A 17,467-nucleotide genomic window follows, 5' to 3' on the forward strand; every position below is an offset into this window, starting at 1 on the left:
TCTTTCAGTTTTGCGCCCGGTCGGGCGTCTCGGATTTAGTGTTTGCGGCTACGTTTTGTTGGCGGGCGCCGGCTTCTTTGAGCTCTGCGACCCACTGCGGGTCGGCGTCGCCGATTTCGTTGTTCACAGGCAGATAACGTTCAGGAAACTCCCAGATCAGCACCTGTGGCGGGCTGTTCTTGAAAGCATCACTTTTCAGGTAGCTGAGCATCGGCAGAATCGGGCCGTGGCCGTCTTCGGCGTAATTGACCACGTCGCTGTTCAGCGCTTGTTTCAGCGCACCGACGAAGTTCCAGTTAGGGTTGGCGCTGTAGCTGGTGCCAATCAGGGCCACCGGCACTTCAGTGTTGGCGAACAGCGCGTCATCACCGGCAGGCTGGTCTTGCGCGACCACGGTGTTGCGCTTTTGCAACGGTTCGGTCTTCGGCATCAGGTTTTCGAACAGCGGGTCCAGCGGCAGGAACAACCGCAGGTCGCCCTTGTGCGTAACGTTCTCCGCAGCTTCGGTGACGAAGCGTTGCGGCTCGCCGCTGAGCGGGGTCTTCTCGGCAATGGTCTTGGCCAGAGTCTCGGCGGCGATTTGTGCGCCTTCCGGGGTCCAGTGAGTGTCGGTGCGCAAGAACACTTGCTGACCGTCGAGCTTGGCTTTCAGCATCGGACCGAACAGGTCGGGCGCGATGATCTTGTTGGCCGCCACTCGAGCGTGGAAGTCTTCATAGAGGTTGGCGTGAATGCTCGAAGGCTTCACTTGGCCCAGGTGTTCCGGGTACAGGCGAGTCTTGGCCGGCACGATCGCCATCACCAGTTTCACGCCTTTGGCCTTGAGTTCCTGACGTACGCCTTCTACGAGCGCGTAGTTGCCTTGCAGGTTCAACTCTTCGTTGACGATCGGGTTGAATTCTTCATCGCTGTACAACCATTGATCGCGGCCGAGCACGACGCCCGGACGACCTTCGTTGAACAGTTTGAAATCCAGCGCAGCCCAAAGGTTGGTGCCCAGGCGCTTGATCGGGAACTCTTCGTCGTAGTGCGTTTCCACGGCTTTGGCCCAGCGGCCATTGAGCACCGTCGCATCGGCGTTGGTGCTGAAGCCGAAGAAGCTGCGCGTCGACCACAGGCCCAGCACCAGCAGGGTCACCATGAACAGGGCGATGTAGAAGATACGTAATGAGCGGGTCATGGTCAGATCCCTCAGAACTGGAAGTAAAGGAACGGCGAGAAGCTTTGCGCCGAGAGTTTGAAAATCGAGGCGATGAACAGCACCAGGACCAGCGTGCGCATCACGTAACGGGACCAGTCCGCCGTCCAGTAGGCCGGTTGCACGGTGGCTTCAACGCCAACGGTGTAGCCAGGCTCATGGATGCTGGTCGGGTTGTCGCCCGGTACGGCTTTGATCATTCCTGGCGTGGCAGCGGCAGGGCCGTCGGCCTCGACGTTGACCACAGGCTTGGTCTTCTCAGGCGGCAGGTTGCTGTAGAAATCGCGGATGCCGAAGAACGCCAGGGTCATGTAAGCCACCACCAGGGTTGCCACTTGCAGGCCGGTGAGGCTGGCCGCGTTGAGTTCCGACAGTGACCATTCGCCGAAGCTGAACATCGCGCCGTACATACGACCGGCAACGTGCAGGTTTTCCGAGCGGAAGATCACCCAGCCCATGACCACGAGCAGGAAGGTCAGCGCCCAGCGGATCGGGTTGATGCTGCGTGGCGAGGTGTTCAGGCCCAGGGCCTTTTCGATCGCCAGCCACATGCCGTGCCAGGCGCCCCAGATGATGTAGGTGATGTTCGCGCCGTGCCACAGACCACCGAGCAGCATGGTCAGGAACAGGTTGCGATAGGTCATCAGCGTGCCTTTGCGATTGCCGCCCAGCGTGATGTACAGGTAGTCACGCAGCCAGGTGGACAGGCTGATGTGCCAGCGCCGCCAGAACTCGGTGATCGACTGGCTGATGTACGGCTGTTTGAAGTTTTCCATGAAGCGGAAACCCATCATCAAGCCCAGGCCGATGGCCATGTCGCTGTAGCCGGAGAAGTCGAAATACAACTGCGCGGTGTAGGCGAGGGCGCCCAGCCAGGCATCGCCCGTCGTCGGGTTCTGCAAGGCGAAGCAATGGTCGGCCACCACCGCGAGTGTGTCGGCGATGAAGACCTTCTTGATGAAACCCTGCATGAACCGCGTGGCACCTTCGGAGAACTTGTCGAGGGTGTGGGTGCGGTTGTTGAACTGGTCGGCGAGGTCGCGAAAACGCAAAACCGGGCCGGCAATCAGGTGCGGGAAGATCGCCACGAACGCCGCAAAGTCGATCAGGTTGCGCGTTGCCGGCGTGTCGCCACGGTAGACGTCGATGATGTAGCTGATGGACTCGAAGATGTAGAACGAGATCCCGATCGGCAACAGCACGTGGGTCAGGATGAACGGCGAAAGACCCACCGACGTCATCATCGCGTTGATGCTGTCGACGCCGAAGTTGGCGTACTTGAAGTAGCCGAGGATGCACAGGTCGACGCCCACGCCGAGCAGCAGCCAGCGCTGGGCCGGTTTGGTTCGAACGCCTGCGGCGCCGACTTTGAGGCCGATCCAGTAGTTCCACAGCGTGACGGCGGCGAACAGCGCGAGGAAGTCCACGCGCCACCAGGCATAGAACACATAGCTGGCGAGCAGCAGCAGCAGGTTGCGATAGCGTATTCCGCTTAAGTAGTACATGCCGAGAAAGATCGGCAGGAACAAAAACAGGAACACGTTGGATGAAAATACCATCCCGGTCTCTCCATGTTTAACCAACAGTCAAGGGCCAACGGCCCCCCCAAACCCCCCACCGAAAACCGAGGGAATATCACTCAACTCAAATCTTGCACTGACCCTAGTGGGAGCGAGCAAGCCCGCTCCCACAGGGGTTATGTGTTGGCCCTAAGAACCTTTGCCTTTCTCGTTGGCCGGGTCGTAGACCTTGGTCAGGTCACCCCCGAGGCGGAAGGTCTTGAACGGCTGCATCTCGTGTTTTTTCTCGAGCACATCCGGCGAGCAGGTGTAGAGCGTGCAGAACGGTTCCAGCCAGGCGAATTTCGAATCGACCTTGAGGTCGGTCATGTCCTGTTCTTTACCGTTCTTCTTCTCGAATTCGTCCGGGTCTTCAACCCCCGACAGCACTCGATCACCCAGGCGTTTCAGCGCGCCGTTGTTTTCCTGGCGCAAATCCACACCGTTGACCTGCGCAAAACTGGCGATCATCGCCAGCGGCGGCAGGGCGTAGTTGTGATAGGCGAGGGCGCGTTGCTGGCGCTTGAGTTCGTTGGGCAGGAAACCCTGGGCGTCAATTTGATTGGCGGCGACCTTGAATTCCTTCACCGACCAGTCGAACAGGTCGCGGCGGTTGGTGGCGATGGACGTTGCCATCACCGACCAGGCGGACCAGTACGAGTGGTTGTTGGTTTTTTCCAGCGGCAGGTTGTCCCAATCGCTGACCACCTGATCCGCCATTTTGCTGAACCAGGCTTCAATCAACTGCGACTCTTGCTGATGGTTGGCCAACGGATGCGAGTCGGAGAACTTCAGGCGCAGGTACGAAGACGCCATGCTGCCCAACGCCCATTTGCGCATGGACTTGCCGGTGTGGTTGAAGTCCTTGGACATCAATGCATCGGCCTTGGCCCAGGCGGTCAACCAGTTCAAGGTGCATTCCAGTTGTTCCGGACGACCGTCACGCATGTACTGCATCACGCGCTTGCTGGTGCCGCGCTCAATCTTGGTGATGTCGGCGGTGGTGTCGCGGAAGGCTTTTTCCGAGGCTTCGTTCAGGGTCGAACGGGCCTTGTCGGAGCCTTCGTACTTGCTGCGAAATTGCAGCGAACCGGTATACGGCGTCGGCACCGCATCACAGCCTTCGCTCTTGTCGCCGGTTTTGACTTTTTCAATCGGCGCGAAGTAGCCCTGGGGCGGACGAAGGGGCGCGGCGGCCTGCGTGGCGCCGGCGAACATCGCCAGCGTCAGCAGTGACGGTGCGAGTAATCTTTTCAAAGTTCGGGTTTGCATAATTGCCTCATTGCCCGGCCGAAGCGGTACGCTGCCCAGCGCCAGGGAATACGTTGCGTTTGCAGATTTTCGCTTCGACTTTCTGTGGCGTGGCACCTGCTTCAGGGCCCTGGATTTCGACGGCCAGCAAATTCTGCGTGGCCCAGTCTTCGTCCGTACGCAACTCAAAGGCAAAGCGCCCGTCGGTGTCGGAAGTTTCCGGTTTTTCGATTTTGATGTCCTCGTGGCGACCGTTCATGTACCAGAGGGTGGCTTGCAGGACTTTCACCGACGCATCGGCGAACTGGATGTCGACCTGGTGACTGCCGTTTTGCAGGTTCAGGTTCTTGCTGTTGACCATTAATTCGTTCTTGCCCGGTTTCAACGTGGTGCTGCCGGTCATCTGTGCATCCTTTCCTTCGCAACCGTTGTCCAGCAACGCCATCATCTGGCGGTAGGTGGTTTCCTGGTCTAGGCGATAGAGCGGCGAGAATTCCCAGATCAGAATCTTCGGCGGCTTGGTCTGGAACTCTTCGCTGCCCAGGTACTGCAGCATCGAACCTTCTAGGCCACCGCCGGGGAACGCCACGTTGAGGATGTCGGCGCCGATGGCCTCTTCGAGGAAACCGGCGAAGTTGTAGTTCTTGCCACTGTGGCTGGTGCCGACCAGGGTGATCTCTGGATTGCCGGAGTCACTGAACAGGTCGCCGTCGGCGGCTTCGCCCTTTGGCTCGGTGGTGAACTGATCCATGTACTGGATCGCGTAGCTGGTGCCACAGAGTTGACCGGCCATGTTGTGTAATGTTCCGGTCTTGCCCATGCGACCCGACTTATGGCTCTCGAACTCGCGCTTGGGAATGTCCGCGAACTCAGGCAATTGCTTGATTTTCTCGCCGACGATTTTCGCTGTGCGCTGGGCGCCATACGGCGTCCAGTGTTGGTCGCCGCGGAAGTAGAAGTCGTGGGCCGGCAGGGTGTCGGGCAGCGATTCGTTGGTCAGCGGCGACAGGTCCGGCACCACATAACCCATGGCGGCGAAACGGCCGAGCATGGTCTTGTAGTTCTTCAGCGCCTTGTCGAAATCGAACTTGGCTTTGTCTTCCGGATTGAGCTTGTTGCGGTTCACCAGGCCACGGGTCGGCTGGTAAACGACGACCAGTTCCACGCCTTTGCTCTTGAACGCATCGTGCAGTTCTTTCATGCGTTTGTAGCCGGCGGGGGTGGTGTCGAATTCGGTGCGCAAGTCTTCTTGCGTACGGAACAGCCAGTCGCCCTGAGCCTGCACCAGCGTGGTGAAGTTCTGCTGGTAGCGCGTGGTGTAGTTCTTCGCGTCGTGAGCTTCGGGGCACAGGTTGCAGCACGGTTCAGCACTGAAACTAGGGGCTTTGACTTCATCGGCCCGGACGCCGGCGCTGGCCGCGAGAATGCCGGCGGTCAGGGCCGACAGGCTGAGTAATTTGATCAAGTGTGGGTGCATAAAATTATCCTCAGTCCTGCATTTCGGTCTGGCGTTCGACAGGGTCGATCAGCACGGCTTTCTGCTGGCGCACCAGCAGGTCGAGAATTTCATCCTGGCGCTCGCCAAGAATCCCGTTGAAGCTGATGCCGCTGGATTTGGTCGGCGCGAGCATGGACACGCGATACAACTCGACGCTCAGCGGCGAGTCGATTGACAGCGGTCCGCTGCCGTTGCCGGCCAGTTCGCCGCCGACGATGATCAGCGACACCTGGGCGTCGAACGGGTCGAGCTTGATGTCCCGGTCGGTGTCGCTCAGGTCCTTGATGTGGCCGTAGACGCCGGTCAGGCCGTTGGCCATGGCGAGGTTTTCGTAGAGGCGGATGTTCACGCTGTTACGAATCCGGATGCCGTGGCGACGGTTGCTGATTACCTTGTTGCCGTAAATCAGATTGTCGCCACTCTCGTAGAGGGTGATGCCGTCCGTGTGGTTCTTGTAGATCTCGTTGTAGGCGATCAGGTTGTTAACGCTGTTACGGTCGATCACCAGGCCCGACAACTTGTTGTCGTAGCTGCGGTTGTTGAAGATGAAGCTGTCGTTGACCTCACGGGAAATAATGATCCCGTGCTTCTTCTTGGTCCCGTAAACGGTGTTGTCAGCGATGATCAGACCGTGTGAACGGTCATGCGGGTCAATGCCGTAGACGATGTTGTCTTTGTAGGTGTTGCCCTTGACCACGAAGTCGCGGGTTTCGTAGCAGTAGAAGCCGTACCACATGTCCGAGAACTCGGAGCCGACGATCCAGCCAGTCGGTTCAGGGCGCTTGAGCACCTTGGCCATGTTCGGCGTGTACTGGGAAATACTCACACCGTAGGACTTACTGTTGGCATAGCCGAAACTGGCGATCTTACTGTTGGCGATGTAGGTCTCGGTGCCGCCCCAGGACAGCAGGAACGGACGGAATTCCTTGGGCGACTTGAAGGCCGCCGGGCCGTTTGCCTTCTCGCTCCAGCCAGTGATTTTGGTATCACGCACGAACAGCTGGCCGTCGTTGACCAGGAACGAGCCGGCTTCTTGGGACAGGCGCAATTCCTGGGTCTGCTTGTCGATTTCCAGGATGCCGTTCTTGCCGACCACGATCGGCAGCTTCGCCAGGAACACGCCCGGCGAGGTTTCGCTGAAGTACTGCTTGGGCAGTTTCTTCGCCAGGTCCTTGAGGTTCATGTAGCCGTCGTCGACGAAGATCGCCTGCGGGATACCGTGCTGACGCACCACCCATTCAGCCATCTTGTTGTCGCCGCCGATGAAGTCCTTCAGCGCGTCTTCCTGCATCATCCGACGCACGCTGATCTTGCCGGCCTTGGTGCGCACGATCTTCGCGGCGATGGCTTCGGCGGTGTAGCCGGAGGTGTCCGGCAGTTTCGGCGCAGCCAGTTCCAGCGGCTCGGTCGGTGCGCTGCTGACGGTGTAGGTCTTGGCCTGTTGCAGGCCCTTGGCGATGGTCGCCGGCTGCCCTTTCTGCACGGGCGCTGACGGCTCCGCCGTGGCGAAGGCCGCCGAACTTGCCAGCAGCATCGCGCCGGCCAGCAAGGTCAATGAGCCTCTCTTCGGACTGTTCATGTCAGGAACTCCCTTCGCGGTTCGCATCAGAAGCGCCAGATCACGTCGATAAACGCGCGGTGCATGTACGAGTCGACGCCTTTGCCATACGCATCGCCCGGCTTGAACACACCGCCACGCAAACGCACGAGGGCCGAAGGCTCATCGATCGACTGACTCAGGGAGGCCGGCAGCAGGCCTTGCTTGAAGTACTTGGTGACGACCACGTCCATTTCCTGGCCGAGGTCTTTGTTGCCATCTTCCAGTGGCAGGGACGTGCTGGAGAGCACGGCGCCGGTCACGTCGTCAGTGTCGTTCTGCACGGCGTTGATGCCGTTGCTGCCGACTGGCTTGTTGCCGTCGACACGCCAGAATTTGTGGTAGATCACGCTGGCGTCGTATTCGTCGTTGAGCATCCACGAACCGAACAACGTCGCGGTTTGCATGTTGTTCATTTCGCCACGGAAGGCTTCGCCGAAACGGTGAACACGGGAACGGGTACCGGTGTAGTTCGAGCGGTTGCTTTCCAGACCGTTCTGTTCGTAATCGGCACTGGCGCGGGCATAGGCTGCACCGACTTGCCATTGCGGATCGAGGCGCAGACGCACGCCCAGGTCAGTGGCCCAGCCATCGACGTTACCGCTGGTCTTGGCTTGTGCCGGCGGAGTGCCGTCGGCGTTCAGCGGGTTGACCGTGTCGCGGTCGCCGTTCATGCCGGTGACGCTGCCCCAGTAATTGACAGTGTTGGTGTTGCGCCAGTTGTAGGCATCGCTGTCGGCGGTGAGGCCGATCCAGCTGATGTCGCCGTTCTCTTTCTTGTCCAGAGAATCGGCAGGAACACCTGGCTCTGGATAGTCGAGCTTGCCGTCATCGTGGGTGTGATGACCGCGAATGCCGACCCAGTTGCCCGGCGTCCACTGATACGCCGCATCGGCGTAGGCGTGCAGGCGATCCTTGTCTTTGGGCGCCAGCTCGGTGAGGTCGGTGCGGTATTCGCTGAAGCGTTCGGCGACACCGGCGTTGGCGCGCAACAGGGTGGTGTCGAAGGTCCAGTTCAGGGCTTCAATGTTGGTGTCGCGCCATTGGCCGTCGTCGTTGCGCAGGCGTTGACGACCGAGCTTGAGGATCTCGCCAGGGTACGGCGTCAAGCCGCTGTAGCCGACCCAGAACTCGCGCATCGCCAGGTAGTTTTTCTTGCTCTTGCGATCACCGTTGTCGGTGGCCTGGGTGCCGTCGCTGTCGGACTGCTGCAGGGTGTCGGTCTCGATGATGTCGGTGGACGTCACCGCCTGACCCATCGCGTATCCGCTCCACGCGCCGCTCTCGCCGTAGATCCAGGGACGCAGGTCGAGGCCGACGCCGTTGACGTCGCCGCCGCTCGCGGTACCCAGGTCGGTATCGTCTTCGGACTGGGCAGTGATTTTCACGTCCAGGCCGTAGTTCTGGTTTTCAGTCAGGGCCGCCAGGGTCGGGCACGACCACAAGAGGGCGAATGACAGGCCGATACCGGCCTTAACGAATGGATTCAGCTTCATAGGGATTCCTCGCCGTCTTCTTCTTGCAGGGCGTGCAGTTCCAGCGTGTTCTGGCTCAAGGCACCACGAACGGCCTGTTCTTGTTTCAACAGACGTTGGGCCTCGGCGAGCTGGGCAGGCGGCAGTTGCGCTTCGAGTGTTTGTGCAAGCTCGGTGGCTTGCGGGGTGTTCTGCGCCTTGGCCAATTGGCTGAAGACGTAAGCGTTAAGCGGGTCGGGCTTGGTGCCCTTGCCTTGGGAAAACAGTTGGGCAATGGCGAAGTCGGCGCTGTTCTGGCCGTTACGCGCAGCCTTGAGCAGGTGGTCCAGCGCTTTCTGCGAATAAACCTTGCCCAGGTAACCGCGACGGTAGATCTGGCCGAGGTAGTAATCGGCGGCCACTTCTCTGTCGACGGCTTTCTTGAAGTGTTCTTCGGCGACCTTCGCGTCGGCCGGGACCATTTTGCCTTCGTAGTAGAGCTTGCCCAGCAACAGTTCGGCACGCGGCTGGTCAGCGGCGCGGCCGTTGTCCAGGTACTTCATCATCGTGTCGACGTCGCCCAGTTCCGGGAAGTCGTAGAGCAATTGCGCGAGGCTGACCCAGGAAGCGGGGTAGCCCGGAGCGATGCTTTCGAGCAGCGTCTGAGCGGTTTTCTCGTCGGTCTTGCCGAGGGTCGCATCACCCAATACGCGAGCGACGCTGTCCACGCGTTGAGCAGTGACCGTGCCGCGAGCATGAGCGGCTTGCATCTGCTTGATCAGCTCGGCCTGTTGCTCAGGCTTGGCCTGTTTCTGATAAACCGTGGCCAGTTCGACGTAGCAGATGTCGGTGGTGTTCAACGCGGCCTTGCAGATGGTTTCCACTTCGTCCAGGTGCTGGTCGTAAGTGCCTTGGGTGCGATAAAGCAGCACTTGGGCCAGGCCCGCTTCCGGCTTGCCTTCGGCGCGCCATTGGCTGATCTGCTGCTGGGCGTTGACGTTCGGGAAACTGTGCGGGTATTGCAGGTACAGCATTGCCAGCGGGATCAGGGTGTTGCCTTCGCCAGCGGCCGAGGCTTTTTTCAACAAGCCTTCGGCTTCGTGCTGTTCGGCTTCGGTAGAACCCGGCTTGGCCACCAGCAGGCGACCCAGGCGAGCCTGAGCCCGCGGCGAGACGCTGGCCGCGGCGCGGTAAGTCGCCTCGGCCTGTTTGATTTGTGCCGGGTCACGGCTGTCGACCTGGATATCGGCCAGGCCAACCTGTGCTTCGCTGTAACCCAGGTCTGCCAGTTGCTGATAGTTCTGCGCCGCCAGCGCGGTGTCGCCGCGCTTGAGGGCTTCGTTGGCCAGACGCTGGTCGGGCAGGCCGGCGCAACCGGCCAGGCTTACGGCCAGGGCCAAAGCACACACCGTACCCATGTGGGAGCCAGCCTGCTGGCGATTCAAGTGACTCGGTCCATCAGACAGACCGCGGCGATCCCATCGCGAGCAGGCTCGCTCCCACAGGGACTGCGGTGCGTTCAAGATTTTTGAGATAGTCACGGGCATGTCCTCTGCTTAAAGACCGGAAGCCATGGCTTTGTCGATCAGCCAGTTCAGGTTCGGACCACGGGAGCTGTTCACTTCAACCGGGCGACCGGCGAATTTGCTGTCCAGCGGCTCGTCGGGCTGGATCAGCACGCGGATGTCGGAGGAAAGGTCGGCACTTTTCAGGCTGGTGCTGCTGACGATCTTGCCGGTGCGAGTGGTGTCTTCGCCGGCGATCTGGAAGCTGACGGTGCTGCCTGGACGCACATCGGCAAACTGGCGATAGGTGAAGCGTGCTTCAACGTTGGCTTCGCTGTTACGCGGCACCAGTTGGAAGATCACGTCGCCCTTGCTGGCGTACTGACCGTTGGCGACCAGTTGCTGGGCCACGGTGCAATCGCACGGCGACGTCAGGGTGCCGGTCATTTGCTTGCCGAACAGCTCTTCAACCTTGGCCGGTTGCAGTTGATTGTCGTCAAGATGGCCCTTGAGCACATCGAGCATGCTGGTGCTGAACGTCGCGAGCGGAGCACCTTTGGCGGCAACGCCGTCTGCCTTGATCAGGCTCTGCACGGTGCCGTCACGCGGCATGGTGATGTTCATGCCCGGCACGCTGACCAGACCGGCCTGTGCGTGGCTGACGAAGTACATGCCGTACACCGACTTGAAGATGAAACCGAACGCCGCCAGGCCGACGATGAAAATCGCCAGGCTGAACGTCACGGCGCGCAGGCGACCGAACGCGGTCATGCCGTGGCCGCCGTCCTTCATCTTGCGCGCCTTGGTGAAGTTGTCGCGCTGCAGGGTTGCCAGCACTTCACCCATGCTGACGATGTCGCCGGCCAGGTGCGAGGTGATCAGGTGGCGCAGGGTCGAGATGTCTTGCGGTTCCAGGTTCTGGAACTGGCAACCGGCACGACCGGTCTGGCGGTCGAAGGAGCGCACTTGCAGCTCCACGTCCATGGCCAGGCCGAGGTTATCGATGACGAATTGCAGGCGAGCCTTGTACACGTCGCCGATTTTCAGCGGCAGCTGACCGGCGTTGAAGGCCAGACCGCCAGCGGAAAGGTCGATCACTCGAGCTTCCATCGGGGTCCGATCGGGACCGAAGAAGCGCAGCTTGGCCGGAATTTTTACTCGGGCGTGTTGGCGCTGGGCTTCTGACTCATGCACTACGTTGGCGTTGACGGCGGTATTCATATGGGCGATTTCCTAGTTAATTCAGGCGAGTTCGGTCAGACCATCATCAGCAGCACGGCAACAAAAATGCTGCCGGCGGAGAAGGTCATGGTCCGAGACGACCAAGTGTTGAACCAACCTTGAAAGCTGGCGAGATCACGGGTCAGGGAAGTGGGCTGGCGACTCCAGGACTGTCGGTCGAGGCGGAAGAACACGTAGATCTTCACCATCGCGCCGACGATCTGGTTGTAATAGAGAATCGCCGGGTAGGCCGGGCCGATCCGGTGACCGGACAACGACAGCAGCACGGTCAGGATCAGGCGGGTAATGCCGATCCACAGCAGGTACACCAGAATGAACGCGGTGCCGTACTTGAAGCTGGCGATCAGCGCGACCGTCAAGCCCAGCAACGAGGTCCACATCGACACGCGCTGATCGAACAGCACCACCGAGGTGAACAGGCCGAGGCGTTTAACCCCCAGGCCCAGGGCGCGGGCGTTCTGGCGCAGGTTGTTGCCGTACCAGCGGAACATCAGTTTGCGACTGGCCTTGATGAAGCTTTTTTCCGGCGGATGCTCCACGGTGTGGATCGCGGCGTCCGGCACGTAGAACGTGTCGTAGCCCAGGCGCATCAGGCTGAACCAGCTCGACTTGTCGTCACCGGTCAGGAACTTGAAGCGGCCCAGGCGCCAGTGTTGCAGCGAGTCGCTTTCCACGTCGGCGATGAAGTCCGGGTTGGTGACCACGGTCGCGCGAAACACCGACATCCGGCCGGTCATGGTCAGTACGCGCTTGGACAAGGCCATCGAGCACATGTTGATGTGGCGCTGGGCGAATCGCAGTTTGTGCCATTCGCTCATGATGTAGCCGCCGCGCACTTCGCAGAACTCGTTGGTGGTCAGGCCGCCGACATTGCCGAACAGCTGGAACCAAGGCACGGTCTTGAGCACGGTGCCCTCGGCGAGCACGGTGTCGCCATCGATCACTGCAACCACTGCGCGGTCGTCCGGCAGGTGGCGGGAGATGGCGCGGAAACCGTAGGCCAGGCCATCACGCTTGCCGGTGCCGGGAATGCGCACGAAGTCGAGCTTGACCCGATCCGGCGGATTCATCTTCGTCCAAAGGCTTTTCACCAGCTTCTCATCGGACATTTCCACGATGGAGCACACCATGGTGGTCGGCAGGCCGCAGTCGATCGCTTCGCGAATGACGGAGGCGTAGACCTGTGCGGTGGTCAGCGCATCGATACGGAAACTGGTGACCATCAGAAACACATGGGACGGGTTTGCCGCGTCACCCAGCTTGCGCACTTTGCGCCGCAGGTGCGGGTAGACCACGTACAGGAACAGCATCCCGCGCACAAAGTGCGTGGCGCCCATCGAGTAGCGCCAGATGCCGATGAAACCGATGAGGAAGATAAAGTCCTTCGAATCGGAATCGAATGTGGACGCAGGCAACGCCATGGCGATGCCCATCAATAAACTTAGGTAAAACAGCCAACCGGCGGCCTGAAGTAGGCCGTGCTTTAGCCTGTGCATAATCTGCATCCGTCTCTATCTCGGGCGAGCCTGTGGGGTGGCCCGATGGGGTTAAGGCAGGCGAAAAAGCCGGGAGGGTTGCGGGCTTTGTGAGCACCGCAAACCCTCCCGATACCGCTTGTTACCAGCAGATGCCTTCGGTACGGCCACTGACGCTGGTGGCTTTAGACATGAAGCCGACCAGGTCGACGACTTGCTTGCCGTGCGGAGCGTTCTGCGCCAGGGCGCGGAATTTCTCGTCACGGTTGCCGAGGATGATCACGTCGGAGTTGGCGATCACGTCGTCGAAGTCAGCGTTGAGCAAGGACGAGACGTGAGGGATCTTCGACTCGATGTAATCCTTGTTCGCGCCGTGGACACGGGCGTATTCGACGTTGCTGTCGTAGATGCTCAGGTCGTAACCCTTGCCGATCAGCATTTCCGCCAGATCAACCAGCGGGCTTTCACGCAGGTCATCGGTGCCGGCCTTGAAGCTCAGGCCCAACAGGGCGACTTTGCGTTTGTCGTGGCTGGAAACGATGTCGAAGGCGTTCTGCACCTGCGATTCGTTACTGCGCATCAGCGAGTTCAGCAAAGGCGATTCCACGTCCAGTGCACCGGCGCGGTAGGTCAGGGCGCGCACGTCTTTGGGCAGGCAAGAGCCGCCGAACGCGAAGCCTGGGCGCATGTAGTACTGGGACAGGTTCAGTGTCTTGTCCTGGCAGACCACTTCCATCACTTCGCGACCGTCGACACCGCACGCCTTGGCGATGTTGCCGATCTCGTTGGCGAAGGTCACCTTGGTGGCGTGCCACACGTTACAGGTGTACTTGATCATTTCGGCAACGGCGATGTCCTTGCGGATGATCGGTGCGTCGAGCTCTTCGTACAGCGATTGCAGAACGTCGCCCGAGGCCTTGTCGAACTCGCCGATGACGGTCATTGGCGGCAGGTCGTAGTCGGCGATCGCGGTGCTTTCGCGCAGGAACTCAGGGTTCACTGCGACGCCGAAATCAACGCCGGCTTTCTTGCCGGAGCAGTCTTCGAGGATAGGGATGACAACGTTTGCGACCGTGCCCGGCAAAACGGTGCTGCGAACCACGATGGTGTGGCGGGTGGTCTTGTCACGCAGGACAAAACCGATCTCGCGGCACACGGCTTCGATGTAGTTCAGTTCCAGGTCGCCGTTCTTCTTGCTCGGCGTACCGACGCAGATCATCGACAGGTCGGTGTCACGAATCGCCTCGGCGAAGTTGGTCGTGCCGCGCAATTTGCCCGTCTCGATGCCCTTCTTCAGAAGTTCGCCCAGACCCGGTTCAACGATCGGCGATTTGCCGGCGTTGATCATATCGATTTTGTCTTTGGCAACATCGACGCCTACGACGTCATGGCCCCGTGCAGACAGGCAACCGGCACATACTGCGCCGACGTAACCCAAACCAAATATGCTGATGCGCATCGCAATTACCTCTGTGTTTTATCAAGCCATTACATGGCCGGAGTTAATGGTGTTCAGCGGTATAGTGCACTCGGAAGTGCGGCTTACAGGCGCCACAGTGCCGCGTGCAGGCATACAAAGTTCCGAGTGTCTAAATAAGTGCACTCAAGGGGTGCGCAACTAGGCCTTATTATTCTGATGTGCCCTGTTATGCAGCCGATCTTCTAATCAGAGGACCGTGAGCAAAGGTCTTGCGCGCTCAATGCCAGGCCAGAAGCCCGTAAATCAAGCGGTTGGGTGCTCAGATGAGCACGTTTATAGGGGCGCAGCCTTGGCCTTGAAGGGGATATTAATAAGCGTATCTCCTGTCCTTTATGTGTTGCCAAAATCAGAGGCCCAGTCTGCGGAAGTTAATGTGACAACTTCGCTACGTGGCGCTCTTCTCTGCGTAAGTTATCTCGTACATACATTGAGAAAATCGTTACCGGTGGTATGAGCTACGCATTTGGACATAGTTCCTGTCCGCCCATCGCGAATTCTGAAATTTCTTGAAATATTGAGAAAGATGGCACTGCTCTCAAACTGATAGCACTTACCGTTTGGCCCTTTATATATAGGCTTATTATCGACCCCGATAGTTTTGTGCCACTACCGAGAAAAATTTTCAGTGCCACTACTGAAAAAAATCATCAAAGTCGAGTGAAACTAAAGTTAGAAAATCGGGTGATGGATTTATGGCGCCAATAACTCGGCGAATAAGGCGGGGGATTGTTGGACGATCAGACGGCGGCGCACGACGCTTTTCTGCTGTCGTGCACCAACCGGGAGCTTACTCGGGCGCGTGATCGCGCAGGAATACCAGATGGTCCGGTTTAGACTGCTCGGCACTGTAGCGATAGCCTTGAACGTCAAATTTTTTGAGGTCTGCCGGGTCGTTGACGCGCTCTTCAATGACGAAACGGCTCATCATTCCCCGCGCTTTTTTCGCGTAGAAACTGATGATCTTGTATTGACCGTTCTTCAAGTCCTTGAAGTCGGTATTAATGATGCGTGCGTTCAAGGCACTGCGTTTGACCGCCGAGAAGTATTCGTTGGAGGCCAGGTTCAGCAATACGTCGTCGCCCTGATCGGCCAGGGCTTCGTTCAGCCATTCGCTGATCCGCGTGCCCCAGAACGCATACAGATCCTTGCCACGGGCATTTGCCAGTTTGGTGCCCATCTCCAGACGATACGGTTGCATCAGGTCCAGCGGGCGCAACAGACCGTACAGGCCTGAAAGCATGCGCAAGTGTTGTTGCGCGTAATCGAAATCGGCTTCGCTGAAGGTTTGCGCGTCGAGTCCGGTGTACACGTCGCCCTTGAAGGCGAGCAGCGCCTGCTTGGCGTTTTCCGGGGTGAACGCGGGCGTCCAGCTGCCGAAACGTGCGGCGTTGAGGCCGCCGATCTTGTCGGAGACGTGCATCAACTCGCTGATCTGCGCTGGCGTCAGGTCGCGCAACTGCATGATCAACTCTTGGGAATGGTCGAGGTACTGCGGCTGGGTAAAGCGCTGGGTCGCCGGCGGTGTTTCGTAGTCGAGGGTCTTGGCGGGGGAAATCACCATCAGCATGAAGTCGTCTCCTTTAATCGTGGGCGCGATTCTAGGGGGTTGGGCCGGTTGACTCCAGCTATCAAGTCCATAGGTGATGATCGGTGGCTTGATGTAAACCTTGTGGGAGCGGGCTTGCTCGCGAATGCGGTGTGTCAGTTACCGATGATGCCGACTGACACACCGCATTCGCGAGCAAGCCCGCTCCCACAGAGTTCGGTGCTGCTGCGGGAATGTGGGCTGGATCAGCTATAGTGCCGCGCGGGTTTTGTTATGGAGACATCCCTTTGCGTATCGTTTTTCTATTTTCGGCGTGGCTCTTGAGCTTCGGTGCCATGGCGGCGCCTGGCGACGTGGCGACGCTTGATCGCAGCACCTGGCCGGAACAGCTCAGCAGCCCGACGCTGTTCGACGTCGCATCACGCGCCGAAATCCTCATGTTCGCGCGGGTGTTGCTGGCCAGCGAATCGCTGGATGAACCGGCCCTGGCCCAACGCCTGGGCCTGCGGAAAATCAATCTGGAGGCCGTCAAAAACCTGCGCCAGCGCCTGTGGCAGCGCCTGCTCACCAACTATAACTTTGCCCAGCAGAGCTGCGATCAGGATGCTTCCTTCTGTTTTCTCGTCGAGGACATGGACACCCTGCGCCAGCAAGCGGCCAAGTTTCAGGTCAGCGACGACAGCTACTACATCAAGTGGTCGGAGCCGAGCCGGTTGTTCCACGCCCAGTATCTGGACGAGCAACTGCGCAAGGCGGCACTGTCCCCCCAGAGCAGCAGCGAAGTCGATCGTTTTGGCGACTATGAGCGCAACGGCGACGAGATGCATGACCGGCTGTTTTTGCTGACCTTCGACAGCGCCGCCAATGTCATGCCGGACAACACCGGCTGGGTCACGGAGTACCTGCGCAAGTCGAACATGAGCGGTACGTTCTTCGTGCTGGGCAAAGACATCCAGGCGCGTCTGGCCGAGCGCTCGGTGTCCAGTCTGCAAGCGACGTACTCAGCGCAGTGCATCGGTGTGCAAGGCTGGGAGTTTCGTTCCCACAGCCACTGGCAAGACTGGCAGGACTCGGTGCGCCGCAGCGTCGAGCTGGTCAAAAGCAAACTGCCGGAGAACTACGTGCCGCTGTTTCGTCCGCCCGATGGCCAGCGTCGTTCGGACGCCGAAGGCTTCTTCAAGGCTCAGGGTTTGCAGGTGGCGCTGTGGGACATCGATGCCCTGGACGGCGCCGGCAAACTCAAGGGTAACCCGAGTGCGCAACGCGTGTTGACGTTGATGCTGCTGTGGCGACACGGGGTGATTAACTTCAATGTGAAGCAGGATGCAGTGAAAACGGCGATGCCCTGGCTCATCACGCAAACGGCGCAAAGCGGGATCGGTTGGGAGGACTGTCAGGACGCGTTTCGCTGAAACCGTAAAAAGCCCGGAATCATTGGGTGTGAGGGCGCAGCGGGGTGATTTTTGTGCAGAATTCGATGCAGGCGGACTTCCGACTTTAACGGGGTGATGGCCATCCGCCTAGTGCTATTGGTCACTCTGAAAAATAAACTTCAAAAAAGCGTCAAAGTACTTTTTTCTGTCATGGGTTTTGGAGTATTACGAAGACAGACCGCCGAAACCTGCACCACAGGTGGCGTCTTCCAAGACCCAACTATGGATG

At 59.3% G+C, this 17,467-nt stretch carries 12 protein-coding genes; 1 reads left to right on the forward strand and 11 read right to left on the reverse strand.

Going from position 1 to position 17,467, the window contains the following annotated elements; translation table 11 throughout:
* Nucleotides 1-4: 4 nt before the first annotated feature.
* The 11 genes from ACA053_RS04785 to yaaA form a co-directional block, all read right to left on the reverse strand.
* Nucleotides 5-1,180: an alginate O-acetyltransferase gene (locus ACA053_RS04785; protein WP_497394654.1), complete on the reverse strand. Its 1,176-nt coding sequence runs from the start codon at nucleotides 1,178-1,180 to the stop codon at nucleotides 5-7.
* 11 nt (nucleotides 1,181-1,191) lie between these two features.
* Nucleotides 1,192-2,757, reverse strand: coding sequence for an MBOAT family O-acyltransferase (locus tag ACA053_RS04790; RefSeq protein WP_109628070.1), 1,566 nt, complete (start codon nucleotides 2,755-2,757; stop codon nucleotides 1,192-1,194).
* Between the two features lie 150 nt (nucleotides 2,758-2,907).
* Nucleotides 2,908-4,029 (reverse strand): mannuronate-specific alginate lyase, encoded by a 1,122-nt coding sequence (locus ACA053_RS04795; RefSeq protein ID WP_497315727.1) that lies wholly within the window; start codon nucleotides 4,027-4,029, stop codon nucleotides 2,908-2,910.
* Nucleotides 4,030-4,036: 7 nt separating this feature from the next.
* Nucleotides 4,037-5,485, reverse strand: a complete 1,449-nt coding sequence (locus ACA053_RS04800) for an alginate O-acetyltransferase (protein WP_109628072.1) — start codon at nucleotides 5,483-5,485, stop codon at nucleotides 4,037-4,039.
* 10 nt (nucleotides 5,486-5,495) lie between these two features.
* The gene (gene algG / locus ACA053_RS04805; protein WP_497315729.1) at nucleotides 5,496-7,085 is read right to left on the reverse strand and encodes a mannuronan 5-epimerase AlgG; all 1,590 of its coding nucleotides are present in this window, start codon (nucleotides 7,083-7,085) and stop codon (nucleotides 5,496-5,498) included.
* Between the two features lie 26 nt (nucleotides 7,086-7,111).
* The gene (locus tag ACA053_RS04810) at nucleotides 7,112-8,599 is read right to left on the reverse strand and encodes an alginate export family protein (RefSeq protein WP_497315731.1); all 1,488 of its coding nucleotides are present in this window, start codon (nucleotides 8,597-8,599) and stop codon (nucleotides 7,112-7,114) included.
* On the reverse strand, nucleotides 8,596-9,975 hold the full coding sequence (gene algK, locus ACA053_RS04815; protein WP_497318180.1) for an alginate biosynthesis TPR repeat lipoprotein AlgK: 1,380 nt from the start codon (nucleotides 9,973-9,975) through the stop codon (nucleotides 8,596-8,598). Before algK ends, ACA053_RS04810 begins: the two co-directional genes overlap by 4 nt.
* Nucleotides 9,976-10,113: 138 nt before the next feature.
* Nucleotides 10,114-11,283, reverse strand: coding sequence for a PilZ domain-containing protein (locus ACA053_RS04820; protein ID WP_497315733.1), 1,170 nt, complete (start codon nucleotides 11,281-11,283; stop codon nucleotides 10,114-10,116).
* A gap of 35 nt (nucleotides 11,284-11,318) precedes the next feature.
* Nucleotides 11,319-12,800 (reverse strand): mannuronan synthase, encoded by a 1,482-nt coding sequence (gene alg8 / locus ACA053_RS04825; RefSeq protein ID WP_497315735.1) that lies wholly within the window; start codon nucleotides 12,798-12,800, stop codon nucleotides 11,319-11,321.
* 121 nt (nucleotides 12,801-12,921) lie between these two features.
* Nucleotides 12,922-14,238: a nucleotide sugar dehydrogenase gene (locus tag ACA053_RS04830; protein WP_109628077.1), complete on the reverse strand. Its 1,317-nt coding sequence runs from the start codon at nucleotides 14,236-14,238 to the stop codon at nucleotides 12,922-12,924.
* An 808-nt stretch (nucleotides 14,239-15,046) separates the two neighbouring features.
* The gene (gene yaaA / locus ACA053_RS04835; protein ID WP_497315737.1) at nucleotides 15,047-15,826 is read right to left on the reverse strand and encodes a peroxide stress protein YaaA; all 780 of its coding nucleotides are present in this window, start codon (nucleotides 15,824-15,826) and stop codon (nucleotides 15,047-15,049) included.
* Between the two features lie 266 nt (nucleotides 15,827-16,092).
* Between yaaA and ACA053_RS04840 the strand changes: the two genes are divergently transcribed.
* Nucleotides 16,093-17,217 carry a polysaccharide deacetylase family protein gene (locus tag ACA053_RS04840; protein WP_497394655.1) on the forward strand — a complete coding sequence of 375 codons (1,125 nt, stop codon included), beginning with the start codon at nucleotides 16,093-16,095 and terminating at the stop codon, nucleotides 17,215-17,217.
* Nucleotides 17,218-17,467: the final 250 nt, after the last annotated feature.

The sequence above is a fragment of the Pseudomonas sp. LBUM1672 genome (assembly GCF_059695655.1).

Coding starts and splice junctions, on each gene's coding strand:
- ACA053_RS04785 (WP_497394654.1), bottom strand. CDS start 1,180: ATGACCCGCTCATTACGTATCTTCTACATCGCCCTGTTCATGGTGACC.
- ACA053_RS04790 (WP_109628070.1), bottom strand. CDS start 2,757: ATGGTATTTTCATCCAACGTGTTCCTGTTTTTGTTCCTGCCGATCTTT.
- ACA053_RS04795 (WP_497315727.1), bottom strand. CDS start 4,029: ATGCAAACCCGAACTTTGAAAAGATTACTCGCACCGTCACTGCTGACG.
- ACA053_RS04800 (WP_109628072.1), bottom strand. CDS start 5,485: ATGCACCCACACTTGATCAAATTACTCAGCCTGTCGGCCCTGACCGCC.
- algG (WP_497315729.1), bottom strand. CDS start 7,085: ATGAACAGTCCGAAGAGAGGCTCATTGACCTTGCTGGCCGGCGCGATG.
- ACA053_RS04810 (WP_497315731.1), bottom strand. CDS start 8,599: ATGAAGCTGAATCCATTCGTTAAGGCCGGTATCGGCCTGTCATTCGCC.
- algK (WP_497318180.1), bottom strand. CDS start 9,975: ATGGGTACGGTGTGTGCTTTGGCCCTGGCCGTAAGCCTGGCCGGTTGC.
- ACA053_RS04820 (WP_497315733.1), bottom strand. CDS start 11,283: ATGAATACCGCCGTCAACGCCAACGTAGTGCATGAGTCAGAAGCCCAG.
- alg8 (WP_497315735.1), bottom strand. CDS start 12,800: ATGCACAGGCTAAAGCACGGCCTACTTCAGGCCGCCGGTTGGCTGTTT.
- ACA053_RS04830 (WP_109628077.1), bottom strand. CDS start 14,238: ATGCGCATCAGCATATTTGGTTTGGGTTACGTCGGCGCAGTATGTGCC.
- yaaA (WP_497315737.1), bottom strand. CDS start 15,826: ATGCTGATGGTGATTTCCCCCGCCAAGACCCTCGACTACGAAACACCG.